Origin of the sequence: Noviherbaspirillum soli, from assembly GCF_015352955.1 — a bacterium.
Classification (GTDB): Bacteria; Pseudomonadota; Gammaproteobacteria; order Burkholderiales; family Burkholderiaceae_D; genus Noviherbaspirillum_A; species Noviherbaspirillum_A soli.
In genome coordinates, this window is sequence record NZ_JACYOX010000027.1 from 16,604 (window position 1) to 40,191 (window position 23,588).

At 63.9% G+C, this 23,588-nt stretch carries 23 protein-coding genes; 12 read left to right on the top strand and 11 right to left on the bottom strand.

The features are described from left to right. Window positions 1-164: 164 nt before the first annotated feature. The 3 genes from gyrB to dnaA form a co-directional block, all read right to left on the bottom strand. Window positions 165-2,663: a DNA topoisomerase (ATP-hydrolyzing) subunit B gene (gyrB, locus tag IGW04_RS17685; protein WP_194714408.1), complete on the bottom strand. Its 2,499-nt coding sequence runs from the start codon at window positions 2,661-2,663 to the stop codon at window positions 165-167. Between the two features lie 172 nt (window positions 2,664-2,835). Beyond that, window positions 2,836-3,942 carry a DNA polymerase III subunit beta gene (gene dnaN / locus IGW04_RS17690; protein WP_194714409.1) on the bottom strand — a complete coding sequence of 369 codons (1,107 nt, stop codon included), beginning with the start codon at window positions 3,940-3,942 and terminating at the stop codon, window positions 2,836-2,838. Window positions 3,943-4,139: 197 nt separating this feature from the next. After that, on the bottom strand, window positions 4,140-5,540 hold the full coding sequence (dnaA, locus tag IGW04_RS17695) for a chromosomal replication initiator protein DnaA (protein ID WP_194714410.1): 1,401 nt from the start codon (window positions 5,538-5,540) through the stop codon (window positions 4,140-4,142). 371 nt (window positions 5,541-5,911) lie between these two features. Here dnaA and rpmH point away from each other — a divergent pair, with 371 nt between their 5' ends. The 5 genes from rpmH to mnmE all read left to right on the top strand — a co-directional run bounded on the left by rpmH (window position 5,912) and on the right by mnmE (window position 9,896). Beyond that, window positions 5,912-6,046: a 50S ribosomal protein L34 gene (rpmH, locus tag IGW04_RS17700; RefSeq protein ID WP_011872825.1), complete on the top strand. Its 135-nt coding sequence runs from the start codon at window positions 5,912-5,914 to the stop codon at window positions 6,044-6,046. A 27-nt stretch (window positions 6,047-6,073) separates the two neighbouring features. Continuing rightward, window positions 6,074-6,463: a ribonuclease P protein component gene (gene rnpA, locus IGW04_RS17705; protein ID WP_194714411.1), complete on the top strand. Its 390-nt coding sequence runs from the start codon at window positions 6,074-6,076 to the stop codon at window positions 6,461-6,463. After that, entirely contained in the window at window positions 6,460-6,690 is a 231-nt protein-coding gene (gene yidD / locus IGW04_RS17710) for a membrane protein insertion efficiency factor YidD (RefSeq protein WP_194714412.1), read from the top strand. The genes rnpA and yidD overlap by 4 nt, the downstream gene beginning before the upstream one ends. Window positions 6,691-6,716: 26 nt before the next feature. Next, on the top strand, window positions 6,717-8,408 hold the full coding sequence (yidC, locus tag IGW04_RS17715; RefSeq protein ID WP_194714413.1) for a membrane protein insertase YidC: 1,692 nt from the start codon (window positions 6,717-6,719) through the stop codon (window positions 8,406-8,408). A 99-nt stretch (window positions 8,409-8,507) separates the two neighbouring features. After that, entirely contained in the window at window positions 8,508-9,896 is a 1,389-nt protein-coding gene (mnmE, locus tag IGW04_RS17720) for a tRNA uridine-5-carboxymethylaminomethyl(34) synthesis GTPase MnmE (RefSeq protein ID WP_194714414.1), read from the top strand. 380 nt (window positions 9,897-10,276) lie between these two features. Here the strand turns inward: mnmE and IGW04_RS17725 are convergent, their stop codons facing one another. Continuing rightward, window positions 10,277-10,714: a GFA family protein gene (locus IGW04_RS17725; RefSeq protein ID WP_228527176.1), complete on the bottom strand. Its 438-nt coding sequence runs from the start codon at window positions 10,712-10,714 to the stop codon at window positions 10,277-10,279. 346 nt (window positions 10,715-11,060) lie between these two features. Between IGW04_RS17725 and IGW04_RS17730 the strand changes: the two genes are divergently transcribed. The 3 genes from IGW04_RS17730 to IGW04_RS17740 all read left to right on the top strand — a co-directional run bounded on the left by IGW04_RS17730 (window position 11,061) and on the right by IGW04_RS17740 (window position 11,957). Continuing rightward, the gene (locus IGW04_RS17730) at window positions 11,061-11,237 is read left to right on the top strand and encodes a DUF3606 domain-containing protein (protein ID WP_194714415.1); all 177 of its coding nucleotides are present in this window, start codon (window positions 11,061-11,063) and stop codon (window positions 11,235-11,237) included. A gap of 135 nt (window positions 11,238-11,372) precedes the next feature. Continuing rightward, on the top strand, window positions 11,373-11,540 hold the full coding sequence (locus IGW04_RS17735) for a hypothetical protein (protein WP_194714416.1): 168 nt from the start codon (window positions 11,373-11,375) through the stop codon (window positions 11,538-11,540). Between the two features lie 117 nt (window positions 11,541-11,657). Further along, window positions 11,658-11,957 (top strand): cell envelope biogenesis protein TolA, encoded by a 300-nt coding sequence (locus IGW04_RS17740; protein WP_194714417.1) that lies wholly within the window; start codon window positions 11,658-11,660, stop codon window positions 11,955-11,957. A gap of 160 nt (window positions 11,958-12,117) precedes the next feature. Here IGW04_RS17740 and IGW04_RS17745 read toward each other — a convergent pair whose 3' ends face one another. Genes IGW04_RS17745 through IGW04_RS17755 form a run of 3 tightly spaced genes read right to left on the bottom strand, consistent with a single transcriptional unit; the run spans window position 12,118 to window position 16,442 of the window. Further along, window positions 12,118-13,467, bottom strand: a complete 1,350-nt coding sequence (locus IGW04_RS17745) for an amidase (protein ID WP_194714470.1) — start codon at window positions 13,465-13,467, stop codon at window positions 12,118-12,120. 45 nt (window positions 13,468-13,512) lie between these two features. Further along, complete coding sequence (locus IGW04_RS17750; RefSeq protein ID WP_194714418.1) at window positions 13,513-14,307, bottom strand: sulfite exporter TauE/SafE family protein; 795 nt, start codon at window positions 14,305-14,307, stop codon at window positions 13,513-13,515. Continuing rightward, entirely contained in the window at window positions 14,307-16,442 is a 2,136-nt protein-coding gene (locus IGW04_RS17755; RefSeq protein WP_194714419.1) for a TonB-dependent receptor family protein, read from the bottom strand. Before IGW04_RS17755 ends, IGW04_RS17750 begins: the two co-directional genes overlap by 1 nt. A gap of 144 nt (window positions 16,443-16,586) precedes the next feature. Here IGW04_RS17755 and IGW04_RS17760 point away from each other — a divergent pair, with 144 nt between their 5' ends. Then, window positions 16,587-17,174 (top strand): DNA-3-methyladenine glycosylase, encoded by a 588-nt coding sequence (locus IGW04_RS17760; RefSeq protein ID WP_194714420.1) that lies wholly within the window; start codon window positions 16,587-16,589, stop codon window positions 17,172-17,174. Window positions 17,175-17,320: 146 nt separating this feature from the next. Beyond that, window positions 17,321-18,889: a methyl-accepting chemotaxis protein gene (locus tag IGW04_RS17765; protein ID WP_194714421.1), complete on the top strand. Its 1,569-nt coding sequence runs from the start codon at window positions 17,321-17,323 to the stop codon at window positions 18,887-18,889. Window positions 18,890-18,910: 21 nt separating this feature from the next. On the opposite strand, the gene IGW04_RS17770 is transcribed toward IGW04_RS17765, so the two are convergent. Further along, window positions 18,911-19,921 (bottom strand): CAP domain-containing protein, encoded by a 1,011-nt coding sequence (locus IGW04_RS17770; RefSeq protein ID WP_194714422.1) that lies wholly within the window; start codon window positions 19,919-19,921, stop codon window positions 18,911-18,913. A gap of 67 nt (window positions 19,922-19,988) precedes the next feature. Continuing rightward, window positions 19,989-20,174 (bottom strand): hypothetical protein, encoded by a 186-nt coding sequence (locus IGW04_RS17775; protein ID WP_194714423.1) that lies wholly within the window; start codon window positions 20,172-20,174, stop codon window positions 19,989-19,991. 76 nt (window positions 20,175-20,250) lie between these two features. Here IGW04_RS17775 and IGW04_RS17780 point away from each other — a divergent pair, with 76 nt between their 5' ends. Next, complete coding sequence (locus tag IGW04_RS17780; protein WP_194714424.1) at window positions 20,251-21,309, top strand: AbrB family transcriptional regulator; 1,059 nt, start codon at window positions 20,251-20,253, stop codon at window positions 21,307-21,309. A gap of 120 nt (window positions 21,310-21,429) precedes the next feature. Here the strand turns inward: IGW04_RS17780 and IGW04_RS17785 are convergent, their stop codons facing one another. Then, the gene (locus IGW04_RS17785) at window positions 21,430-21,921 is read right to left on the bottom strand and encodes an asparaginase domain-containing protein (protein WP_194714425.1); all 492 of its coding nucleotides are present in this window, start codon (window positions 21,919-21,921) and stop codon (window positions 21,430-21,432) included. A gap of 203 nt (window positions 21,922-22,124) precedes the next feature. On the opposite strand from IGW04_RS17785, the gene IGW04_RS17790 reads away from it, so the two are divergent. Further along, complete coding sequence (locus tag IGW04_RS17790; RefSeq protein WP_194714471.1) at window positions 22,125-22,874, top strand: L-asparaginase; 750 nt, start codon at window positions 22,125-22,127, stop codon at window positions 22,872-22,874. Here the strand turns inward: IGW04_RS17790 and IGW04_RS17795 are convergent. Then, window positions 22,831-23,421: an MOSC domain-containing protein gene (locus tag IGW04_RS17795; RefSeq protein WP_194714426.1), complete on the bottom strand. Its 591-nt coding sequence runs from the start codon at window positions 23,419-23,421 to the stop codon at window positions 22,831-22,833. The genes IGW04_RS17790 and IGW04_RS17795 overlap by 44 nt on opposite strands. Between the last annotated feature and the right edge of the window lie 167 nt (window positions 23,422-23,588).

Below are 23,588 nucleotides of genomic sequence, written 5' to 3' on the forward strand. Positions count from 1 at the left end.
AATCTTATACCAAGCCCAACCCATGACGTGCCATGAAACGGCGGCTTTTTCCGTCTGGCTGCGTTGGGATCGTCGTCAATAGCCGGGCTATTGACTCCTCACCCGCCTTGCCACACGCAAAAATCCATCCGTTTCATCTGGCACGTCATGGATCGGGCTTGGTATTACACGTCGATATTGCCGGCCTGCAGCGCGTTCATCTCGATGAATGCGCGGCGCGGCTCGACATCGTCGCCCATCAGGGTGGTGAATATCTGGTCGGCCGCGATGGCATCCTCGATCTGCACCTTCAGCAGGCGCCGCACCTTCGGGTCCATCGTGGTTTCCCACAGCTGCTCGGGGTTCATCTCGCCCAGGCCCTTGTAGCGCTGCTTGGACACGCCGCGTTCGGCCTCGTCGCGCAGCCATGCCATGGCCTGATGGAAGTCGGTGATGGCCGATTCCCTGATTTTCTCGCCGCTGCCCCGGCGCACCAGCGCGCCCGGACCGATCAGGCCGCGGAAGGTGGCCGCCGCCGCCGACAGCACCGCATAGTCGGGGCTGTCGATGAAGTCGGCGTCGATCACGGACACGCGCACATTGCCATGGTGCATGCGCTGGATGCGCAGCATGTGCTTGTCCGACAGTTCATCGGAGCGCACCACCACTTCCACGCTCGGGTCCTTGATCGCCTCGCGCATCGCCTGCGCCGAGGCTTCGGCATCGGCAACGCTGTCGAGCTTCAGGGTGACGCCGGTCATGATGGCCGACAGCGCCGCGCTGTCGATGGCGCGGGTCAGGCGCATGATGATCGCGTTGGCGGTGTTGTACTGGCGTACCAGCTCGGCCAGCGCGTCGCCGCTGATGGGCTCGGCATGTTCGGCCGGCACCAGCGCCGCGTCATGCAGCGCGATCTGCATCATGTAGCCGGCTTCCTCGACATCGTCCTTCAGGTAGCGCTCGTCGCGTCCATGCTTGACCTTGTACAGCGGCGGCTGCGCGATATACACATGGCCGCGCTCGACCAGCAGGGGCATCTGCCGGTACAGCAGGGTCAGCAGCAGCGTGCGGATGTGGGCGCCGTCGACGTCGGCATCGGTCATGATGATGATGCGGTGGTAGCGCAGCTTGTCGATGTTGAATTCATCGGCGCCGATCGAGGTGCCGAGCGTGGCGATGAGCGTCGTGATCTGCTCGGACGACAGCATCTTTTCAAAGCGCGCCTTTTCCACGTTCAGCACCTTGCCGCGCAGCGGCAGGATGGCCTGGAACTTGCGGTCGCGGCCCTGCTTGGCCGAGCCGCCTGCGGAGTCGCCCTCGACCACGTAGAGTTCGCACAGCGCCGGGTCCTTTTCCTGGCAGTCGGCCAGCTTGGCCGACAGGCCCAGGCCGTCCATCACGCCTTTCCGACGGGTCAGGTCGCGCGCCTTGCGCGCCGCCTCGCGGGCACGCGCGGCTTCCACGATCTTGCCGCAGATGATCTTGGCGTCGGCCGGCTTTTCCTGCAGGTAGTCGGCCAGGGTCTTGGCCACGATTTCCTCGACCGGGCCGCGGACCTCGGACGACACCAGCTTGTCCTTGGTCTGCGAGCTGAATTTCGGCTCCGGCACCTTCACCGACAGCACGCAGGTCAGGCCTTCGCGCATGTCGTCGCCGGCGATCTCGACCTTGGCCTTCTTGGCAAAGTCGTTTTCATCGATGTACTTGTTGATCACGCGGGTCATCGCCGCGCGCAGGCCGGTCAGGTGGGTGCCGCCATCGCGCTGCGGGATGTTGTTGGTGAAGCACAGCACCTGCTCGTTGAAGGCGTCGTTCCACTGCATCGACACGTCCACGGTGATGTTGGTGTTCTGGTCCGACAGCCTTTCGCCGGTGGCCTGGAAGATGGTCGGATGCAGCACGTTCTTGGCCTTGTTGATGTACTCGACAAAGCCGCGCGTGCCGCCTTCGAAGGCAAACACCTCTTCCTTGCCGGTGCGCTGGTCCGACAGCTTGATATGCACGCCGTTGTTCAGGAAGGACAGCTCGCGGATGCGCTTGGCCAGGATGTCGTAATGGAATTCGACATGGGTGAAGATTTCCTCGTCGGCCCAGAAGTGCACCTCGGTGCCGCGCTTGTCTGTCTCGCCGGTGACCCTGATCGGCGACACCAGCACGCCATCGATGGTTTCGAGTTCGCGGTTCTGCGGCACGCCGCGCACGAACTCCATGTAGTGCTGCTTGCCATCGCGGCGCACGGTCAGCTTCAGGAGCTTGGACAGGCCGTTGACGCAGGACACGCCCACGCCATGCAGGCCGCCCGAAACCTTGTACGAGTTCTGGTCGAACTTGCCGCCGGCATGCAGCTCGGTCATCACGATCTCGGCCGCGCTGCGCTTGGGCTCGTGCTTGTCGTCCCACTTGATGCCGGTGGGGATGCCGCGGCCGTTGTCGGTGATGGAGATCGAATTGTCGGCGTGGATGGTGACGTGGATCTCGGTGCAGTGGCCGGCCAGCGATTCGTCGATGGAATTGTCCAGCACCTCGAACACCAGATGATGCAGGCCGGTGCCATCGGAGGTATCGCCGATGTACATACCCGGGCGCTTGCGCACGGCTTCCAGGCCTTCCAGGATCTGGATGGAGGATGCGCCGTACTGGTTGGCTTGTGGCTCTTTGGTCGGTTCAGTTGGAATCGCGGACATGGCTGCCTTCTAAAAAACGGATGCTGCTAAAAATCGAAACGGAGTTCAAATGGGGCGGGGGACATGCGAGCAGGGCTTGCATGTCCCGCGACTGCCATCGTGCTGGACAACATGAGGTACTGCGCCCCGCGGCAATCGCGCAGGGCCCCCGGCCGCCGCTTCGCGGCGGTCATCAGATACGCATCGGCATTACGACATACTTGAAATCGGCATTGTCCGGAATCGTGATCAGGGCCGATGAATTGGCGTCGCCGAGCGCGATGTTGACGTTGTCGCATTTAAGGTTGTTGAGGACGTCCAGCAGGTAACTGACATTGAAGCCGATGTCGATGCTGTCGCCGCCGTAATCGATCTCGAGTTCGTCGACCGCTTCTTCCTGGTCGGCGTTGGTGGAACTGATCTTCATGCTGCCCGGGCTGATCACGCAGCGCACGCCCTTGAACTTGTCGGAGGTCATGATGGCGGCGCGCTGCAGCGAGCGCAGCAGGCGGTCGCGGTCGATCGTGAAGTCGTTCTTGTAGCCCTTGGGAATGACGCGGGTGTAGTCGGGGAACTTGCCTTCCACCAGCTTGGACACCAGTTCGATGTCGGCAAAGGTCAGCCTGACCTGGTTGCCGGCGATGTCGAGCTGCACCGGCTCGTCGCTCTCTTCGAGCAGGCGCTGCAGTTCGATGATGGTCTTGCGCGGGATGATCACTTCCTGGCGCGGGAATTCCTCGTCGACCTCGACCTGGCAGAACGCCAGCCGGTGGCCGTCGGTGGCGACCGCGATCACGTTCTTGCCGTCGACCACCAGCAGCAGGCCGTTGAGGTAGTAGCGGATGTCCTGCTGGGCCATCGCGAAATGGACCATGTTGAACAGGTGCTTCAGGGTTTTCTGCGGCAGGGTCACGGTGGCGCTGTACTGCTCGGCCTGGGCCACCGTCGGAAACTCCTCGGCGGCCAGGGTCTGCAGCGCGAAGCGCGACTTGCCCGACTGTACCGTCATGCGCTTGTTGGCCAGCGACAGCGCGACATCGTCGCCGTCCGGCAGCGCGCGCAGGATGTCGAGCAGCTTGCGCGCGGCCACCGTGGTGGCGGCGATGTCGCTGCCGCTGCCCACGTTGGCATGGGTGGTGATCTGCACTTCGATATCGGTCGACAGGAAGGACACCCGCTCGCCGTCCTTGCGGATGAGGATATTGGCCAGAATCGGCAGCGTATGCCGACGCTCGACAATACCACTCACGACTTGCAGTGGCCGAAGTAGCGTGTCCCTGTGAGTTTTGACCAATTGCATGGCTTTTCCTTATGGTTGATCAGAATCCTGGTTCTGGTTCGGTTTTGTTGATGCTGTCCATCTCATGCAGGCGTCGTCTGCATGCACTGCTTGCTGCGTATTTCTGATTGCCGGTTTGTGTTGCTTGTTAAGTGTTGCGTGTTGTTTGCAAGCTGCGTTGCCTGCGCCGGCTTATCCACAGCCGCGCAGGCAGCGCGTCAGCCCTTCAAGGTCTGCTCCAGCACATGCAGCTCGTGGTTGCATTCCGGGCTCTTGCTACGGTCCGCCGCGATCTTGCGCACCGCATGCAATACCGTGGTGTGGTCGCGTCCGCCAAACAGCTCGCCGATTTCCGGCAGGCTCTTCTGCGTCAGCTCCTTGGCCAGATACATCGCGATCTGGCGCGGCCGCGCGATGTTGGCCGGCCGCTTCTTCGAATACATGTCGGCGACCTTGATGTTGAAGAAGTCGGCCACCGTCTTCTGGATGTTTTCCACCGAGATCTGGCGGTTCTGCACCGACAGCAGGTCCTTCAGCGCGTCCTTGACCACGTCGATCGTGATTTCCTTGCCGTGGAAGCGCGAATAGGCAAGGATCTTGCGCAGCGCGCCTTCGAGTTCGCGCACGTTGGAACGCAGGTGCTTGGCCACGAAGAAGGCCACGTCGTCGGACAGGTTGGCGCCCTCCGATGCCGCCTTCTTCAGCAGGATGGCCACCCGCATTTCCAGTTCGGGCGGCTCCACGGCCACGGTCAGGCCGGAGTCGAAGCGGGAGATCAGCCGGTCATCCATGCCGGTGATTTCCTTCGGATAGGTATCGCTGGTGATGATGATCTGCTTCTTCGCCGCGATCAGCGCCTCGAACGCGTAAAAGAATTCTTCCTGGGTGCGGCTCTTGCCGCCGAAGAACTGGATATCGTCGATCAGCAGCAGGTCGAGCGAATGGTAATAGCGCTTGAAGTCGTCGAAGCCCTTGCGCTGGTAGGCCGTCACCACGTCGCGCACATACTGCTCGGCATGGATGTAGCGGATGCGCACATTGGCATTCTCGGCCAGCACCTGGTTGCCGATCGCATGGATCAGGTGGGTCTTGCCCAGGCCCACGCCGCCATACAGGAACAGTGGGTTGTAGGAAATGCCCGGGTTGTTGGCCACCTGGATCGCCGCCGCCCGCGCCAGCTGGTTGGCCTTGCCGGTAACGAAGCTATCGAAGGTCAGCGCAGTGTTGATCTTGCTCTGCTCGCGGCGCGGCGAATCGGCCAGGTCGGCCGCCGGCTCGCGCACCTCCACATCGGACTGCGCGCCGTCGCGCTCGCGCGGCGCCACCTGCGAGGCTGCGGCCGGCGCGGCCTGTTCGGCTGCCCGGCGGGCATTGCCCACGCGCGGGTCCAGCACGAACTGCACCTCGATCGGCTCTTCCCAGAACTGCGCCGCCAGCGTGCTGATCCGGCTGGCAAACTGGGTTTTCACCCAATCCAGCTTGAAGCGGTTCGGCGCGGCAATGCGCAGGCGGCCTTCCTCGAAATCGAGCGGGGCGAGCGGCTTGATCCAGGCACTGAACTGCTGAGGCGTCAGTTCCTGCTCCAGCTGCGCGGAGCAGGTCTGCCAGAAATTTTCCATGAATCGTCTGATTGAGTAGCGCGGGACCGGTGATGCGATGGCCCAGGCTGCGTTTGTTTATCGCGGGAATGCGGACTTCGAATTGGTGTATTCTACCCGCGACCGCCAAAGTTATCCACAGGCAGGCGATCTAAGCGACTGCCTTGCGCATTTCACCATGCTTATCTATATGAGGCTAAGTGATTGACAAACAAGCGCAAACTGCTGTTTAATCACGGGTTCACTGCCAGCAGCGTCGATGTTGTGGCGGCTGCAGGCTCCGCAAGCGCCTGCTGTGGCTGAAGTCGACGCCAGCGGCGCCGGGGTTGCAGCTTGCGAACTTTCCGCCCTATTTTCTTTTTCCGTACTTCTGCTCAATAGCGAGAACCAACATGAAACGTACTTACCAACCTTCCGTTGTCCGCCGCAAGCGCACCCATGGCTTTCGCGTACGCATGGCAACCCGCGGTGGCCGCGCTGTGCTCAACGCACGTCGCGCCAAGGGCCGCAAGCGCCTCGCCGCCTAAGTCGGCACCTGACTGCTCGCTGCTGGCGTGACCGGCGAACGCCCTCAGGATTACGCACGCGACAAGCGCATCATTAAAACGGATGAGTTCTCATCCGTTTTTCGTTTGCGGCCCGTGCAGCGTACAGCGCATTTCGTGCTGTACACGCGTTCCAATGAACTGGCGCATGCGCGCCTGGGCGTGGTCGTCGCCAAACGCTTCGCGCCGCGCGCGGTCACCCGCAATGCGATCAAACGCATCACCCGGGAGCTGTTCCGCCAGAGCAAGCTGCCCCCGGTAGACTGCGTGGTCCGGCTTTCCAAGCCGGTCAACACCAAGGCCGGGCCGGCCACCACATCGGCGCTGAAGACCGCGCTGCGCCTGGAAGTCTCCCGCCTGTTCCATCCACTGCGCCAGCAGGGCGGAGCGCAGCCATGAAGCCCTTGCTGCTGCTGTTGCTGCGGGCCTACAAGCTGGGCATCAGCCCGTTCATGGGCCAAAACTGCCGCTTTTATCCCAGTTGTTCCGACTACGCCGCGGAAGCCATCCGCCTGCACGGCCCCGCCCATGGCAGCCTGCTGGCCGCGCGGCGCCTGTGCAAATGCCATCCCTGGCACCCGGGCGGGCTTGATCCGGTCCCCGCGAAATCGTCCGCTCACTCCTGAATTGCTGATTACTGATGAATAAACATATGGATATCAAACGCACCGTCCTGTGGGTTGTATTCTCGATGTCGATGCTGTTGCTTTGGGACAACTGGTTGCGTTACACCGGCAAGCCATCGATGTTCTTTCCGACGGCGACCCAGCAGGCCAAGCCGGCCACCGCCACCGGCACGACTGGCACGCCGCCGGCAGCCAACACCGTACCGCAGGCCACGGGCGCAGCCGCCGCGCCGGGTGCCGCCGCAGTGCCTGGCGCCGCGCCGGCCGCCGTGCCGAATGCTGCGCCAGCCGCGGTTGCCGGCGAGCGCATCACCATCACCACCGACGTGATGAAAGCGGAAATCGACAGCATCGGCGGCGAACTGCGCCGCCTGGAGCTGCTCAAGCACAAGGACACGCAGGACCCGACCAAGAACGTGGTGCTGTTCGATTCCAGCGCGGAACGCACTTACCTCGGCCAGACCGGCCTGATCGGCGGCGCTTTCCCGAATCACCGCACGCCGTTCACCGTGCAGCCCGGTCCGCGCACGCTGGACAGCGGCAACGAAGTCAAGCTGGTGCTGACGTCCGAGCAGGGCGGCGTGAAGCTGACCAAGACCTATACCTTCCATCGCGGCGACTACACCATCGGCCTGAAGCATGACGTGACCAACGTCTCCGGCGCGCCGGTGTCGCCGTCGCTGTATGAGCAATTGCTGCGCGATGGCGGCGCATTGCCGGGCGATTCCAAGTTTTACAGCACCTTTACAGGCCCGGCTGTCTATACCGAAGCAGACAAGTTCCAGAAGCTGGCCTTTGACAAGATCGGCAGCGGCAAGGACAACCATGCCACCAAGTCCGACAATGGCTGGATCGCGATGGTGCAGCACTACTTCGTCTCGGCCTTCGTGCCGCCGGAAAAGGCGCCGCGCGAGATCTTCACCAAGAAAGTGGACAACAACCTGTATGCCGTCGGCAACATCCTGCCGCTGGGCACCATTGCCCCGGGCGCGACGGTCAGCATGGACACCAAGCTGTATTCCGGCCCGCAGGAATCGGAAACCCTCGAAAAGGTCGCTCCCGGCCTGGAACTGGTAAAGGACTACGGCTGGCTGACGATCATTGCCAAGCCGATCTTCTGGCTGATGACCCATATCCACAACATCCTGGGCAACTGGGGCTGGACCATCATCGTGCTGACCATCCTGATCAAGCTGGCTTTCTTCCCGCTGTCGGCGGCGAGCTATCGCAGCATGGCCAAGATGAAGCTGGTCACGCCGCGCATGACCGCGATCCGCGAGCGCCACAAGGGCGATCCGCAGAAGATGAACCAGGCCATGATGGAGCTGTACAAGACCGAGAAAATCAATCCGCTGGGCGGCTGCCTGCCCATCGTGGTCCAGATCCCGGTCTTCATTGCCCTCTACTGGGTGCTGCTGGCCAGCGTCGAGATGCGCAATGCGCCGTGGCTGGGCTGGATCCACGACCTGGCCTCGCCCGACCCGTGGTTCATCCTGCCGGTGCTGATGGCGGTGTCGATGTTCGTCCAGACCAAGCTGAACCCGACGCCGCCGGACCCGGTCCAGGCCAAGGTGATGATGTTCATGCCCATCGTGTTCTCGGTGATGTTCTTCTTCTTCCCGGCCGGCCTGGTGCTGTACTGGGTAGTCAATAACATCCTGTCGATCGCACAGCAGTGGGTCATCACGCGCAACATCCAGGCACCGAAAGCGGCCTGACTCCGGGCGCAACGCCGTAGCAGCAAGGGCCCGTGCGCTTCGCCACGGGCCTTTTTTCATGGAAACCGAGTAAACCCTCGATAACGCACAATGGAACGCATGAATCTCGACTCGACCCCGATCGCCGCCATCGCCACCGCGCCCGGACGCGGCGGCATCGGCGTGGTGCGGCTCTCCGGCAAGAACATCGACGCCGTGGCGCGCGCCGTCTGCCGCTTGCAGGAAGGCCGGGCGCTCGCGCCGCGCCATGCGACCTACCTCGACTTCATGCAGGCCGATGGCAGCGTGATCGACCAGGGACTGGCGATCTGGTTCAAGGCGCCGCATTCCTATACCGGCGAGGACGTGCTGGAACTGCAGGGCCATGGCGGCCCGGTGGTGTTGCAGATGCTGCTGCAGCGCTGCCTGGAAGCCGGGCAGGAGATCGGCCTGCGGCTGGCCCAGCCGGGTGAATTCACCCAGCGCGCCTTCCTCAACGACAAGCTGGACCTGGCGCAGGCCGAGGCGGTGGCCGACCTGATCGAGGCATCGACCGAGGCGGCGGCGAAGTCGGCCTCGCAGTCGCTGTCCGGCGCCTTCTCGAAAGTCATCCGCGGCCTGGTCGACCAGGTGATCCACCTGCGCATGCTGGTGGAAGCCACGCTGGACTTTCCGGAAGAGGAAATCGACTTCCTGGAAAAATCCGACGCCCGCGGCCAGCTCGCCAACATCCGCACTTCACTTCAGCAGGTATTTGAACAGGCGGCGCAGGGCGCGCTGCTGCGCGACGGCCTGAACGTGGTGCTGGCCGGGCAGCCGAATGTCGGCAAGTCCTCGCTGCTCAATGCGCTGGCGGGGTCGGACGTGGCGATCGTGACGGCCATCGCCGGCACCACCCGCGACCGGGTGACCGAGACCATCCAGATCGAGGGCATACCGATCAACATCATCGACACCGCCGGCATCCGCGACGCCGCCGAGGCCAGCGACGAGGTCGAGCGCATCGGCATCGAACGCACCTGGGGCGCGGTGCGCGACGCCGACGTGATCCTGCACATGCTGGACGCCGGCCGCGGCCCGACCCTGGCCGACGAGCAGATCATGGCGCGCTTCCCGGCCAGCGTGCCGGTGATCCGGTTATGGAACAAGATCGACCTGTCCGGCCATCGCGCCACGGTGGACCAGATGCCGGATGCGACCCACATCTACCTGTCGGCAACGGACCGCACCGGCCTGAACCTGCTGCGTGCCGAACTGCTGCGCATCGCCGGCTGGCAGCAGACCGGCGAATCCCTCTACCTGGCCCGCGAACGGCACCTGATCGCATTGAAGGCGGCGCGCGAGCATCTCGATATCGCAGCCGAACTGGCGGCACAGAACGACCAGGCGCTGGACCTGTTCGCAGAAGAGCTGCGGCTGGCGCAGGACAGGTTGAACAGCATTACGGGCGCATTCACGTCGGATGATCTGCTGGGGGTGATCTTCAGCAGGTTCTGCATCGGAAAATAAACCTTTTCCAAAATAGGCCTTAGCGCATTTCCAGCCTGACTGGCATCCACCGGCCAAGCAGGATTGCCTTTGGAAGAGTCGCCCGAGGGTTAGTAGGGTGCAATACCCGAAGGGCGTTGCACCGCGGTCGCATACTGCAAAGACCATCTCAAGGACCTTCTGTGGTCCACGCATGGTGGAATGCCCTTTCGGGTATTCCACCCTACAGCATCAGGGGTATATGCAGGATGCAGGTTGCGCCGCGCCTAAACCTGCGGCATGAGGCTAGTCTGGCCAAATTCGCTCTAGCCACCGTAGGGTGTAATCCCCGAAGGACATTACGCCATTTCCCGCGGCTGGAACGCATCTCCGTGCTTCCGGCGCCCGCCCGTCCCAACCATCTATTCCGCAACGGTGATCCCCGAGCCGCCCATTTCCTTGGGCAGATCACGCATTTTCGGCAGGCCATCCTTCATCGGCAGCCTGGTTTCGGCGTAATGCACGTGGATGCCTGCGCGGTAGGGAAAGGTCGGAATACTGGCGGCATAGACATCGGTTACGCCTAGTCCGGGATGCTCGGTAAACAGATGGCCGCCGCATGTCTTGCACCACTTTCGGTAGCTGTTTGGCGTCTTGTTGTAGGTGCCGATGCTGTCGGCTCCCCTGGTGATCTCCAGCGCCTGTGGCTGCCATAGCGTGAAGGCATTGACCGGCCCGGCCGACCAGCTGCGGCAGGATTCGCAATGGCAGTAACCCATGCCGACCGGCTCGCCGGTCACCTTGAACTGGACCGCGCCACAAAAGCAGCTGCCCTGATAACTTTCCATATTGGCCATCATGTTGCTCCTGATTGGTTGCTGGATGCTTCCACGATATTAGAGGTTTCTGGTCGATCAAATATCCAGCGTGGCAGTGCGAGGAGAATGGCAACCTGTACGGTTGATGGCACGTCCCTTTGCTTGCCTTCGAGCCAACGCCGCCAGAAGTACAACGCAAAGCCACGTCAGCTAGGGCATCAGCAAGCCCATCATTGAAATGCATTGCAGGTCGGGTGATCGAGCAATGGTCCACCCTTGCCAAGTGATTCTGCGCAAGCACCATGCATTAAGGGCGCTTCTTTCCTTGGACGCCCGCATACCCGTCGCTACCATGAACTTGTCGTTTAAACCACTTCAAGGAGGCGTCATGGCTGACAATCTGAAGGACCGCGGACCACAGGATCGCTCACGCGTCAATGTCAACGAGGAATGGGAGCTGCAGTACTGGAGCAAAAAATTCGGCGTCAGCGCGCAGCAGTTGAAGGACGCCGTCAAGGCAGTCGGACCATCGGCCGATGCGGTTGGTAAGCATCTCGGGAAATGAAAATTTCAGGGTGTCCGACAGACACCCTGCAAGCGTTTGACGGCACGCATGCTGCGCTGCGACACCCGGAACCGCGCGTTTGACTTCTTGTCCATCCTATACCGCGTTATTCAACGCATTATTTGGAGAAAGAAGATGAAGAAAATTGCTGCGGTTTTACTCGTTATGGTGATGACCGGCTGCTCCAGCATGGGCATGAATTCTTCGGGCCGATCGGGCGCGGGCATGGGTGCCAGTGGCGTCGACAACCGTAATTCGGTGATCGATCCCAATGGTCAGCTCAACATTTATCACGGCGGCTGATTGGCGTGACCGGAACAGACGGGCTATCGCTATGGCTGTGTGACTCAGCGTACCGATGGACTGTCGCTCGACAGTTAAGCTGTCTGTTCCCATTATCAAAAACCCAAGGAGAGCCCCATGAACAAGTTACTGACCCTGCTGACCGCCTGCCTTTTTGCTGCAACTGCACCGGCCTTTGCCGCCGATGCCGCCAAGCAGGATGCGAAAGCGCACAAGGAAATGGCAGAGGGCGACTACAAGGCTGCCAAGGAAAAGGCCGAGGGCGATGAAAAGGCTGCCAAGGAAGCCTGCAAGAAGCTGAGCGGCGCCGAGGAGCGCGCTTGCAAGAAAGAAGCAGATGCCGCAGCGAAAAAGGCCAAGGCCGACGCCAAGGCGCAATATGACCATGCCAAGGCCGATGCCAAGGCAATGAAGTAAGCACTCGATTCGCATTGCGAAAAAGCCGCCGTTCACACGGCGGCTTTTTTTATGGGCCGGTCCGCATCCCACGGTGCGCCCGGACGACGGCGGCTGTCCTTCCAGGCAGAGGCATCGCACCCCGCACATCCGCTCCCGGCAACGTCGCGCCGGGCGGACTTCAGGCGGGCGTCTGCAGCAGCGCTTCCACCGCCATCCCCAGGGCCAGCACATGCCGGTCGCGTCCCCCCGTAGCCGCCAGCATCAATCCCACCGGCGCCGTCCCAGTCTCCTGGCAGGGCAGCGACAGCGCGCAGCCGTCCAGGAAATTGATGAAGGTCGGATTGCGCAGGATGAGCGCATTAGTCCGGTAATAGGCCTCATCCTCGGTCAATTCGGCAATTGTAGGTGCGATGATCGGCACGGTTGGCATCAGCAGCGCGTCGTAGCGGGCGATACGCTCTTCCAGTGCGGCGATCCAGCGCACGCGCGCGTCCAGCAATTCGAGCAAATCGGCCGCCGTCATGGTCTGGCCACGTCGGATGCGCGACAGCACCCGAGGATCGTAGCGGTCGCCGGCGTGTTCGATCAACGCGCGATGCCAGGTCCAGGCTTCTGCCGAACTCAGGCCGCCGGTGGCGTTGATCGATGCCAGTTCATCGAACTCCGGCACGACGATCTCTTCCAGCAAGGCGCCGGCCGCCGACAGGCGCGACAGCGCTGCCCGGAAGGAGGCGGCAACATGGCTGTCCATGCCGTCCTGCACGATGTTGGTGGGCACGGCCAGGCGCATGCCGGCCAGCCGCGCCGGTTTTGGCAAGGGCTGGGCGTCGCCGGCCAGGATCGCGTCGAGCTGCGCGCAGCAGGCGACGCTGGCGGCGATCGGGCCGATAGAGTCGAGCCGGGTGGCCAGCGGCAATGCACCGGCCAGCGGCACCCGGCGTGCGGTCGGCTTGAAGCCGGTCAGGCCGCACAGCGCGGCCGGAATGCGGACCGAGCCGCCAGTGTCGGTGCCGATGGCGGCCACGGCCATCTGGTCCGTCACCGACACCGCCGCGCCGGACGAGGAGCCGCCCGGAATGCGGCCGGCGGCACGGTCCCAGGGATTGCGCGGCGTGCCGTAATGCGGATTCAGGCCCAGGCCGGAATAGGCGAATTCCGTCATGTTGGTGCGGCCGACGATCACTGCGCCAGCCGCCAGCAGGCGCTGCACGATGACAGCGTTTTGCGTGGCAGCCGGCGCGCCCTGCAGCGCCACCGAGCCGGCCAGCGTGGCCTCGCCCGCGACGTCGAACAGGTCCTTGACGGAAATCGGCAGGCCGTCGATCGGAGAGCGGGCCAGCCCGGCGCCGCGCAGCAGGTCCGAAGCCTGGGCCGCTGCGCGCGCCTGCGCCGAATACACCTTGGTATAGACCCGTACGCCTTCGCCGGCCGGATCGGCGATGTGCGCCAGCGCGGCATCGGTCAGTTGCAGCGAGGTGGCGCGTCCTTCATCGAGCGCGGTGCGCAGTTCAGCCAGGGTGGGAATCATCATCGTTCCATGTCAGTGGTTGGAATCGGGCGCGGCCTGCCGGGGTTACCAGTAGGTCAGCAGCATCTTGGTTGCCAGCACATAGAGCAGCAGGGCGAAAATTCGTTTCAGGGCCAGCACCGGCAGCCGGTGCGTCATGCGGGCGCCGAAAGGGGCGGTCAGCACGCTGCCGCTGACCAGCCCGGCCAGCGCCGGCAGGAAGATGAAGCCCATCGACCACGGCGGCAGCTGGGCGATGCCCCAGCCCGACGCCAGGTAGCCCAGGGTGCCCACCATGGCCACCGGGATGCCCAGCAGCGCGGCAGTGCCGATCGCGGTGCGCAGCGGCACGCCGCACCAGAGCATGAAGGGCACATTCAGGAAGGCGCCGCCGGCCGATACCAGGCCGCAGATGGTGCCGATGGCCAGACCGGCAATGAACAGCGGCAGCGGTCCCGGCAGCGGCCGGTGCGCGGCCGGCTTGCGGTTGAGCAGCATCTGGGTTGCGCCGGCATAGACGATCACGGCGAAGGCCATCGCCAGGTGGCGCTGGGAAATCCAGCCGGCGGCCAGGGTCGCCAGCAGACTGCCGGTAACCATGCCGGGCGCCATGCGCTTGAAGATGGAGGTGTCGATGCCGCCAAGACGCCAGTGCTCGCGCACGCTGGAGGCGGAGGTGAAGACGATGGACGCCATCGCCGTGCCCAGCGCCAGGTGCACGATATGGTCGGGCGCATAGCCCTGCAGCGTGAAGATGGCCGCCAGCACCGGCACCAGCGTCATGCCGCCGCCGATGCCCAGGAGGCCGGCCAGCACACCGACCAGCGCGCCGGCGCCCAGGTAAACCGCGAACCAGGCCATCAGAACTGGCTGCGCACGCCGACGAACAGGCGGCGGCCTGGCGCGGGTTCGTAGAAGCGGCCGTTGCCGTCATTGACGATGACCGAGCCGGCATACTGGCGGTCGAACAGGTTGTCGACGCGGCCGAACAGGTAGAAACGGGCGGCGGCGGTGCGGAACTCCTTGCCCAGGCGCAGGTTGAAGGCGGCATAGCCGGGCGCGGCTTCCGAGTTGATGTCGTTGACCCAGGTCTTGCTCTCGGCGCGCATTTCAACCGCCAGGGTGGTGGCTTCGGCGATGCGGGTTTCGGCCTGCGCATACAGCGCATGGCGCGGCACGCCGGGCAGGCGGTTGCCGGAAGCGACGTTCTGCCTGGCGCCGGCGGCGGTGGTGCTGGTGAAGTCGCTGTCGAAGCGGGCATCGAGCAGGGTATAGGCCAGGCGGGTGGTGACTTGTTCCCAATCGGCCTTCCAGCCGACTTCGATGCCGCGCCGTTCGACCCGGTCGGCATTCTGGAACACGGTGCGGCCGCCCGAAACGGATTCGGGCACGATTTCATCCCGGCTGCGGGTGGCGAACAGCGCCAGGTCCAGCGTGTGACGGCCGCTGCGTGACTTCATGCCGATCTCGGCCTGGTTGCTCTTGGAAGGCTTCAGCTGGAAGTTGGGGCCGGTGGCGGTGCCGGCGCGGTAGGCGCTTTCCGCCAGGGTTGGCGTCTCGAAGCCGGTGCCGAGGTTGCCGTAAAAGTTGACATTGTCATTGGCATGCCACACCAGGCCCAGCACCGGGCTGGTGTTGCGGTAGGTGACGTCGCCGCTGTCATTGCGGCCGTCGCCGGTGTACTTGTCGTTGACCGAGAATTTCACTTCGCTGACCCGCACGCCGGCCTGCGCCTGCCATTGCGGCGAAAACGCCCATTCGATCTGGCCGAAGTAATCCAGGTTGCGGGCGGTGTCGTCCTCGTTGCGGCGCAGTGCGCCCGGCGTGCCGGCATTGTTGACGAAGCCCTTGCGGGTTTCCTTCAACCGGTCGGCTTCCACGCCCAGCGTCCATTGCAGGGGCATGTCGTTCAGGCGGGTCTTGTGCACCCAGTTCAGGCCGACGCCGCCAAAGCTGCGGTCGAGGTCGACCACGCCGCCGGCCGAGGTGGTGAACCCGGTCTGCGCATTGCTTTGATTGCCGGCCATCGACAGGGTCTGGAACACATCGCGCCGGCCCACGTAGACGCGGGCATTGATGCGGTCGCTCGGCGACAGATCGTGCTCGACCACGATGCCGGCCTGCTGCTGTTCGATCGTCTTGCGGGTATTGAACTGGATCGCGGCCGGAATCACCTGGCGCGGATTGCTGCTGAAGGCGGACCGGGTCAGCCCCAGCGGGTCTTGCGACAGCGGCTGGTCGAAGCTGTTGAACACGCCCGTGATGCGGGTGGACGAAGTCGGCCGCGCCACCACCTTGGCATTGACCTGGGTCCGCTCTGCGGCGCTGTGGTCGCGGTAGCCGTCGGTGGTGAAGCGCGACACGTCGAGCAGTGCGCCCAGCGTCTCGCTGCCGCCGCCGACCGACAGGTCGAGATGGCGCTGGTTGTCCGAGCCGATGCCGGCGGCGACGCCGAACTTCGGCGTGGACGACACCGGCGGATCCTGGGTGAACACCTGCAGCACGCCGCCGGCCGCATTGCCGTACAGCTGGGCCAGCGGCCCGCGCAGCAGTTCGATGCGCTTGGCCGATGTGAGGCTGATGGAGGAAGCCTGGCCCTGCCCATCCGGCATGGTGGCCGGGATGCCGTCGATCAGGATGCGCACGCCGCGCACGCCGAAGGTGGAACGGGTGCCGAAGCCGCGCACCGACAATTGCAGGTCCTGCGCATAGTTTTCCCGGTTGCGCACCTGCGTGCCCGGCACGGCGGACATCAATTCGGACAGGTTGACCAGCGGCGAGGCGAGCCGCATCGGATCGACCTCAACTGCGTCGATCGCGCCGGGCACATCGAAGCGCCGCTGCTCGCTGCGGCTGCCGCTGACCACGATCTCGCCCAGGGTGGGATCGGAAGATGTCGCCGTGCTGGTCTGCGCCTGTGCCTGCACGCTGGCGGCTGCTGCGCACAACAACAGGATGGCCAGGGAAATGGTGGTGGGACGCGGACTGATAGGCATGGTCTGAAATTGGCAGGTGGGCAATTTTTTCGGTCAGACATTCTAACTGCGCAGGGCGGGCGCGCAAACTTTTGGTGCATGAACTAACAACACTGGATGCGTGCGTGCAAATCCGGAGGCCGGATTCTATGGCAGCATCATCGGATGCCCGAACATGCAAGTACTGCTTTATCAGCCGAAGCACCGTGGCTGCCACGGAATTTTTTCGATCGCGACACCGAACTGGTGGCCCGCGACCTGCTGGGCTGCCTGCTGGTGCACCGGGTCGACGGCGTCGAACGCGTCGGCAGGATCGTCGAAACCGAAGCCTACCTGGGCGTGGGCGACCTGGCCGCGCATTCCGCCAGGGGTGTCACGCCGCGCACCCGGGTGATGTTCGGCCCGCCGGGCCATGCCTATGTCTACCTGATCTACGGCATGCATCACTGCCTCAACATTGTCACCGAGGCTGAAGGGCAGGGCACCGCCGTGCTGCTGCGGGCGCTGGAGCCGGTGCGCAATCTGCATGGCAAGACCAGCGGGCCGGGCCTGCTGTGCAAGGCCATGGACATAGACCGGCGCCTGAACAGCCACGACTTCTGCAGCCCGACGCTGCATGTGCTGCCGCGCCCGGCCGGCGGGCCGGTCGCGGTAGTGAAGCGGCCCAGGATAGGCGTCGACTATGCGGGCGAATGGGCGGCACGACCGCTGCGGTTTTACCTGGAAGGAAACAGCTACGTGTCGCGCAAATAGGATTGCGCTTGCGCTGTAACTGTCATTTACCAACAATACCGACCAATTTATTACCTATGGTCAATAAAAGTTGATCCAAATCAATTTTTTCCGGTTTTCCACATGCATCATGATTGCTTGCTAGAAACAAATTAGGAGCACGCATCATGCGGATGAACTTGCCGGTCACCCAGCGCGAATATGAACTACAGGATGGCCAGGCGATCGTCTCCAAGACCGATACCCACGGCAACATCACCTACGTCAATGCCTGCTTCATCGAAGTCAGCGGCTTTGCTGAAGAGGAATTGCTGGGTGCGCCGCAAAACCTGATACGCCACCCGGACATGCCGGTCGAAGCGTTTGCCGACATGTGGGCTACCCTCAAGGACGACCGTCCCTGGACCGGCCTGGTAAAAAACCGCCGAAAGAATGGCGACCACTACTGGGTGATGGCCAATGTCACGCCAGTGCGCGAGAACGGTGTGACCGTCGGCTACATGTCGGTGCGCGGACGCCCCGACCGGGCTGCGGTCCAGGCAGCCGAGGCAGCCTACCGCGAGTTGCGCGACAACCCGGACTGCGGACTGATGGTCCGCAATGGCCGCATTGCCCGCAGCGGCTGGCGCGGCCGGCTTGCGGCTCTCACACGTCTGCGTCTTTCGAGCCGCATCGGCCTGGCCATGGCTGCGCTCAACCTGCTGCTGGCCGGGCTGGCAATATCCGGCTGGATGGAAGGCGATGCAGGCTGGCGCACCGGCGCTGAAATCGCCGGCATGGCGATCTGCCTGGGCTTGTGGGCCAGCCTGCATGCCCGCGTCATTGCGCCGCTGCGCGACGCGGTGCAGGCAGCGCGCGCCATCGCCGGCGGCGACCTGGCGACCAGCTTCAACAGCAGCAATGACGACGAGATGGGCCAGCTGATGCAGGGCCTGCAGCAAATGAATGTGAATCTGCGTTCCATCATCGGCGACGTGCGGGCCGGCATGGACACGATGCTGGTAGGCGCCCGGGAAATCGCCGCCGGCAATATGGACCTGTCCGGCCGCACCGAGGCGCAGGCCTCCAGCCTGGAAGAAACCGCGTCCAGCATGGAGCAGTTCGCTTCCACGGTGAAGCAGAATGCCGGCCATGCGGTCAATGCCAGCGAACTCGCAAGCATGGCCTGCAGCATTGCCGAGCGCGGCGGCGCGGCGGTCGGCGAGGCGGGCGCCACCATGCAGGAGATCAGCCAGGCGGCGCATCGCATCGTCGACATCATTTCGGTGATCGACGGCATTGCCTTCCAGACCAACATCCTGGCCCTTAACGCAGCGGTGGAAGCGGCCCGCGCCGGCGAACAGGGCCGCGGCTTTGCCGTGGTGGCGTCCGAGGTGCGCGCACTCGCACAGCGCTCGGCCGCCGCCGCCCAGGAAATCAAGGTGCTGATCGGCGACTCGGTCAGCAAGGTGGACACCGGCACGACCAAGGTCACCCAGGCCCGGCGCACCATGGAGGAAATGACCATGGCCATTACCCAGGTCAGCACGCTGATGGCCGAGATCACGGTGGCCAGCAAGGAGCAGAGCCAGGGCATCGACCAGGTCAACCAGGCGGTCAACGACATGGACCAGGTCACCCAGCAGAATGCCGCGCTGGTGGAGGAAGCCGCCGCGGCGGCCGCCAGCCTGCAGGATCAGGCGCGGCGGGTGACGCAGGCGCTGTCGGTATTCAAGGACAGCGGCCGGGCAAGGTAGAACGGTGAGGGCTTTCGGCTCTTATCGGGTACGGAACGACCATGAACGATTCACGGCGACGTTGTCGACCGTGCCGGTGAAGCGCACGTCGTAGTCGGTCTGCGGCTGCAGCACGTCGATCGGGATGATGGCGGCTACCGACGGTTCGGCGATTTCCTTGTCGTTGTCGTAGGTCAGCAGCAGGGTGGACAACGGTGCACGGCCACGCGGACTGATGGTGAAGCTGCTGACCTTGAGTGTGGAAGTGATATCGGCATGGACGCTGACCGGATAGCCGACCTCGTTGCGGTCCGGCACCGGGTCAGGCTGCTCCTGGTTCGAATAGAACACGGTGGGCAGGTTTTGCTGGCCGTTGAACGGGTAGGTGACCAGGCCGCCATTGCCCAGCCCGCCCTGATTCAGGGTGCGAGTCGCGAAATTGGTCGTGAAGTAGGTATAGCCGCTGTTGCCGGTGGCAATGCCCGCGCCGGCTTCAAGGAATTTGGGCTCCATGATCACAAAGCGATGATAGATGGCGGTGATCAGTTCTTCGGCGGCGTTGACGCCGCTCTTGTCTCCGGTGGCGGAAATGACTTCGCCGAAGGCGTAATTGCTTACGGGTAGGGAATAGCCCGCCGACTGCAGGCGCTCGAATACGGTGGCCCCGGTGAAGCCGCGCCGCGTGGACACTTCATCGTGTGTAATGAAATCGTTGATGGCCTGGTAATTCGAATGCGCCAGCGCCGCCTTGTCCACCTGCGCATTGCGGGCAACAGGCGCCAGGCCCATCTGCTGCCGCCGGAAATTGAACCAGTTGAAGCCATCTGCAGCCATGTCGCCGGTCTGCCGCGGCGCCCCGGCTTCATTGAGGATGTTGACCGGCACGCCGCCGTCGCTGACTACGCCATCCGGCTGCAGGTTACCCGTTCGATCCGGGCTGCCGCTGTCGCTACCACCTCCACCTCCACCACCGCAACCGGCTGCCAGAGCCGCGATCAGCAGGGAGATCAGCCAGGCGCTGGCTTTTCGGTTGAATTGGCATGGAGTATTCATGGCATTCCTTGAACAAAATGGGACAGGCTCGTTGTGCTTGTGATGACAATCAGTGTCAGTGTCAGTGTCAGTGATCAGTGATAAATGGCCGCGCAGCGTGGAAGAAGAGGCGCATCTCAACAACCTCGTTGGCATCCCCATGCCCGGCAATCGACAATGAGTAGCAATCCGCGACGCTGCTGCACACATTATCATGCACCGCGCTGTCAGCCGGCAGGCGCAGCGCCAGACCTTGACCTGACTGGATGGCCATTCCGGACGCGAACCCTGTTGCCCTCTACAATACCGGCTGGCCGCATTTCGCACGCCCGATCACATCACCCCAACCCATGCCGTTCGCTTCATCGTCCGATCTTCGTTCCTTCCTGCTGACTTTGCTGCTGGGCCTGGCCGCGGCCGGCCTGTGCAATCTCCTCCATACGCCCTTGCCGTGGATGATAGGGCCGCTGTTCGCCAGCGCCGCCGCCCGCATGGCCGGCATTGCGCTGTTCTGTCCGGCACAGGTCAGGCAGGGCGGCCAGTGGGCAATCGGCACGGCGCTGGGCCTGTATTTCACGCCGCTGGTGCTGGGCGTGCTGGCCTCGTATGCGGTCTGGATCGTGGCTGGCCTGGCATTTGCCATGCTGCTGGGCCTGGCCGGCGCCTGGCTGCTGTCCCGGCTGTCGGACGTGGACCGCGTCACCGCCTTCTTCGCCATGGCGGTAGGCGGCGCGTCGGAAATGGCGGCGCAGGGCGAGCACCACGGCGCCGCAGTCGACCGCATCGCCGCCGCCCACAGCCTGCGCATCATGATGGTGGTGGCCATCGTGCCGTTCGCCTTCAAGTTTCTCGATGTGCATGGCGCCGACCCCTTCGTCCCCGGCGCCCGTGAAGTGCGCTATGACGGCCTGGCGCTGCTGGTGCTGCTGACCGCCAGCGGGGCGCTGCTGCTGGGACGCCTGCGCTGGCCGAACAACTGGGTGATCGGTCCGCTCGCGGTATCCATACTGCTCACCGCCTTCAGCGCGAACCTGTCTGCGCTGCCGGAATGGATGACGCATTTCGGCCAGCTGTTCATCGGCATTTCCCTCGGCACCCGCTTTACGCCGGAATTCCTGCACACCGCGCCGCGCTATCTGGCCAGCGTGGCGCTGTGCGCATTGCTGGCCATCCTGGTGGCGGGCGGATTCGGCCTGCTGCTGGCCTGGATCAGCGGCATCAACCCGGCCACCGCCATCCTGGCCACGTCGCCGGGCGGCATCGCCGAGATGAGCCTGACCGCGCGCACCCTGCAGCTGGGCGTGCCCATCGTCACTGCCTTTCATGTAATCAGGATGTCGGTGATCGTACTCACCATCGGGCCGCTGTTTCGTTCGCTACGCTACTTCCAGGAGCGGGCGGACGCCTGATGCAAGGCGGAGGGGGAGCGAGGGAGCGGGGAGCCATACAGCAGCCGATGCGGCTGCCGCGCCGCCTGGCGGGTGAACGCCCTGCTGCAAGCATCAAACGTCGTGCTTGAAAGTCGGGGGTCAGGGCTGCAGTGTCTCGAACACGCCCTGTGCCCGGTTCTTGCGCACATTGTCCCAACTGAACACCTGGCCGCTCATCGCAATATAAACGCCGGCCGGCAGGGTTTGCACCAGGCCGAAGGCCATGCCGAAATTGAACAGGGCGTCCGAATTGGCGATGTCATAGGGAATCATTGCGCCGGTGATCACGATGGTCTTGTCCATCCCGGCCGGCCCCAGCAGGCGCGCGGTCTCCGGCATGGTATCCGTGCCATGAACGATCACCAGCCGCTGTTCCGGCGCGCCGCTGCAGGCCTGCAGGATGCGCTCGCGGTCGGCGTCCTGCATGTCCAGCGAGTCCAGCAGGGGCAGTTGCTCCAGCCTCACCGGCTGGCTGATGCGGCTGCGCGCGATGACCGTCGGCAGCACGCTGGCGCCGAAGCCCAGCTTGCCGGCGATTTCATCGTAATGTTTCTCAAACGTGCCGCCGGCGGCGATGATGCAGACACTCATGGCAGGGAAAAGAGAAGTGGAAGACCGCGGCTATCATAGCCTAGCCGCGGCCACGCGAAAATTTTGCCGGGCCGGGAATTTCCGGCATGAATCATGAATCAAAGCATGGCATCCCCTTTCGCCGCCCGGTGAAATTCACCTGTCAGGCGCGCGGCGAATACCGCTACACTGGCATCCTGCAAGCCCTCCTTTCCCTTTCGAACATGAAACCCGTTGCTCCCGGAACCGTTATTTTCCATCGCTATCGCGGCTATGGCGTGATCACCTCGGTCAACCTGCTGACCGGGTGGGTCTCGGCGCGTTTTGGTGCGGAAGGGCGTACGCTGGACTTGAACCTGTCGTCCGACCAGGTACAGCATGCGGATGGCGAACCGATCCTGTTCCGGCGCCAGCCGCCGGCGCGGATGCCGCATGCCCGCCTGATGGAAATGGTGCGTGACCTGCACCGCGCCGGCTACCAGCGGCTCTACCTGTACAGCTGGCCCAAGGCGTCCGGCCTGCACTGGCGCTGGCATCTGTTCACCGGGCCGCGCAACTGGATGCAGCGGCCGTGGCGCGAAGGCTGGTATGGCTCGGGCGCCGAGTACAACCTCAATCCCATCATGGGCTGGGGCGACGCGCCGGGCGCCGACGCCCAGGAGCTGGGCAGCGCGCTGGCCAGGTTCGATCCGCAAGGCATGGCGCAAGCGCTGGGCCGCGACCAGGACCATACCGCCTGGTTCGAGATGGTATGCGAAGCGCTGCTGCCCGATTACGCCTTCAGCCTGGGCTGGGACCAGCGCGAGGCGCAGCCGGAAGGCTTGCCGGTGATCGCGGTGCGGCGCGGCGTGCCGGACTATGCCGGCCCGGCGCTGCCATGGCCCCCTGGCTGGGCCGGCCTCTGGACCAGCGTGCCGGCGATCCGGCTACTCAGAATAAATCCGGCTGGCGTCCCGTCCGACGACGTTCGTTGATCTGCGCAATCGACAGCTGGCGCGGACCGGGCAGGAGCCGCGCCGTCTCGCCGGCGTTGACCAGGCCGGGCTGCAGCACCCTGAGGTAAAAGCCGGTGGCGCCGCTCTGGTCCATCAGTCTGGCGGCATTGGCCAGGCCCATCTTCACATTCAGCTTGAAGCAGGGCGTGCGCACTTCGCTGACCTCCAGCAGCAGCCGGCCCAGCGCCAGCCGGTCGCCCAGCCAGACATCCTGTTCCAGCAAGCCCTCGATGGTCAGGTTCTCTCCCAGCGCGCCATAGTCCAGCGCCGCATCGGCCTTGCCAGCCCGCCGCCGCTGCGCTTCCCAGAAGGCGTAATGCTCGACCGGATAGGCATACACCGCCTTGTTCGGACCGCCGTGCAGCCTGCGATCCGCCTGCGCATCGCCGTCCAGCCCCAGCCGTCCAACGACCACCGGCCCGGTACGCGCCTCTTTGTGGATGCCGGTCGCCACATGGCGCTGTGCTGCGGCGTGCGCGCCGAACAGGTTGCCCACGGGGGCGGTATTGACGCTGACAATCACCATCCTTCCTTCTCCTTCATGCTTTCAGGCGCTTTTTGCGTGCCTGGCTTGCCGATACTGGCCACGTCGATTCCGGTAGCTGGTTGCGGCGCATCGCCTCGTCTCCGGACTATCCATCCCGGTCCTGCCCGCGCGGGTCAGCCGCAAAGCGCCCTGATCTTGTGCAGAAC

Excerpts from the sequence above, each read along its gene's own strand:
- yidC (WP_194714413.1), top strand. The coding sequence starts at position 6,717 with ATGGATATCAAACGCACCGTCCTGTGGGTTGTATTCTCGATGTCGATG.
- dnaA (WP_194714410.1), bottom strand. The coding sequence starts at position 5,540 with ATGGAAAATTTCTGGCAGACCTGCTCCGCGCAGCTGGAGCAGGAACTG.
- IGW04_RS17735 (WP_194714416.1), top strand. The coding sequence starts at position 11,373 with ATGAAGAAAATTGCTGCGGTTTTACTCGTTATGGTGATGACCGGCTGC.
- IGW04_RS17770 (WP_194714422.1), bottom strand. The coding sequence starts at position 19,921 with ATGAATACTCCATGCCAATTCAACCGAAAAGCCAGCGCCTGGCTGATC.
- IGW04_RS17785 (WP_194714425.1), bottom strand. The coding sequence starts at position 21,921 with ATGAGTGTCTGCATCATCGCCGCCGGCGGCACGTTTGAGAAACATTAC.
- IGW04_RS17745 (WP_194714470.1), bottom strand. The coding sequence starts at position 13,467 with ATGATTCCCACCCTGGCTGAACTGCGCACCGCGCTCGATGAAGGACGC.
- IGW04_RS17740 (WP_194714417.1), top strand. The coding sequence starts at position 11,658 with ATGAACAAGTTACTGACCCTGCTGACCGCCTGCCTTTTTGCTGCAACT.
- IGW04_RS17730 (WP_194714415.1), top strand. The coding sequence starts at position 11,061 with ATGGCTGACAATCTGAAGGACCGCGGACCACAGGATCGCTCACGCGTC.
- IGW04_RS17755 (WP_194714419.1), bottom strand. The coding sequence starts at position 16,442 with ATGCCTATCAGTCCGCGTCCCACCACCATTTCCCTGGCCATCCTGTTG.
- IGW04_RS17780 (WP_194714424.1), top strand. The coding sequence starts at position 20,251 with ATGCCGTTCGCTTCATCGTCCGATCTTCGTTCCTTCCTGCTGACTTTG.
- IGW04_RS17750 (WP_194714418.1), bottom strand. The coding sequence starts at position 14,307 with ATGGCCTGGTTCGCGGTTTACCTGGGCGCCGGCGCGCTGGTCGGTGTG.
- dnaN (WP_194714409.1), bottom strand. The coding sequence starts at position 3,942 with ATGCAATTGGTCAAAACTCACAGGGACACGCTACTTCGGCCACTGCAA.
- gyrB (WP_194714408.1), bottom strand. The coding sequence starts at position 2,663 with ATGTCCGCGATTCCAACTGAACCGACCAAAGAGCCACAAGCCAACCAG.
- IGW04_RS17775 (WP_194714423.1), bottom strand. The coding sequence starts at position 20,174 with ATGGCCATCCAGTCAGGTCAAGGTCTGGCGCTGCGCCTGCCGGCTGAC.
- IGW04_RS17790 (WP_194714471.1), top strand. The coding sequence starts at position 22,125 with ATGAAACCCGTTGCTCCCGGAACCGTTATTTTCCATCGCTATCGCGGC.
- IGW04_RS17725 (WP_228527176.1), bottom strand. The coding sequence starts at position 10,714 with ATGATGGCCAATATGGAAAGTTATCAGGGCAGCTGCTTTTGTGGCGCG.
- rpmH (WP_011872825.1), top strand. The coding sequence starts at position 5,912 with ATGAAACGTACTTACCAACCTTCCGTTGTCCGCCGCAAGCGCACCCAT.
- IGW04_RS17760 (WP_194714420.1), top strand. The coding sequence starts at position 16,587 with ATGCCCGAACATGCAAGTACTGCTTTATCAGCCGAAGCACCGTGGCTG.
- IGW04_RS17795 (WP_194714426.1), bottom strand. The coding sequence starts at position 23,421 with ATGGTGATTGTCAGCGTCAATACCGCCCCCGTGGGCAACCTGTTCGGC.
- yidD (WP_194714412.1), top strand. The coding sequence starts at position 6,460 with ATGAAGCCCTTGCTGCTGCTGTTGCTGCGGGCCTACAAGCTGGGCATC.
- mnmE (WP_194714414.1), top strand. The coding sequence starts at position 8,508 with ATGAATCTCGACTCGACCCCGATCGCCGCCATCGCCACCGCGCCCGGA.
- IGW04_RS17765 (WP_194714421.1), top strand. The coding sequence starts at position 17,321 with ATGCGGATGAACTTGCCGGTCACCCAGCGCGAATATGAACTACAGGAT.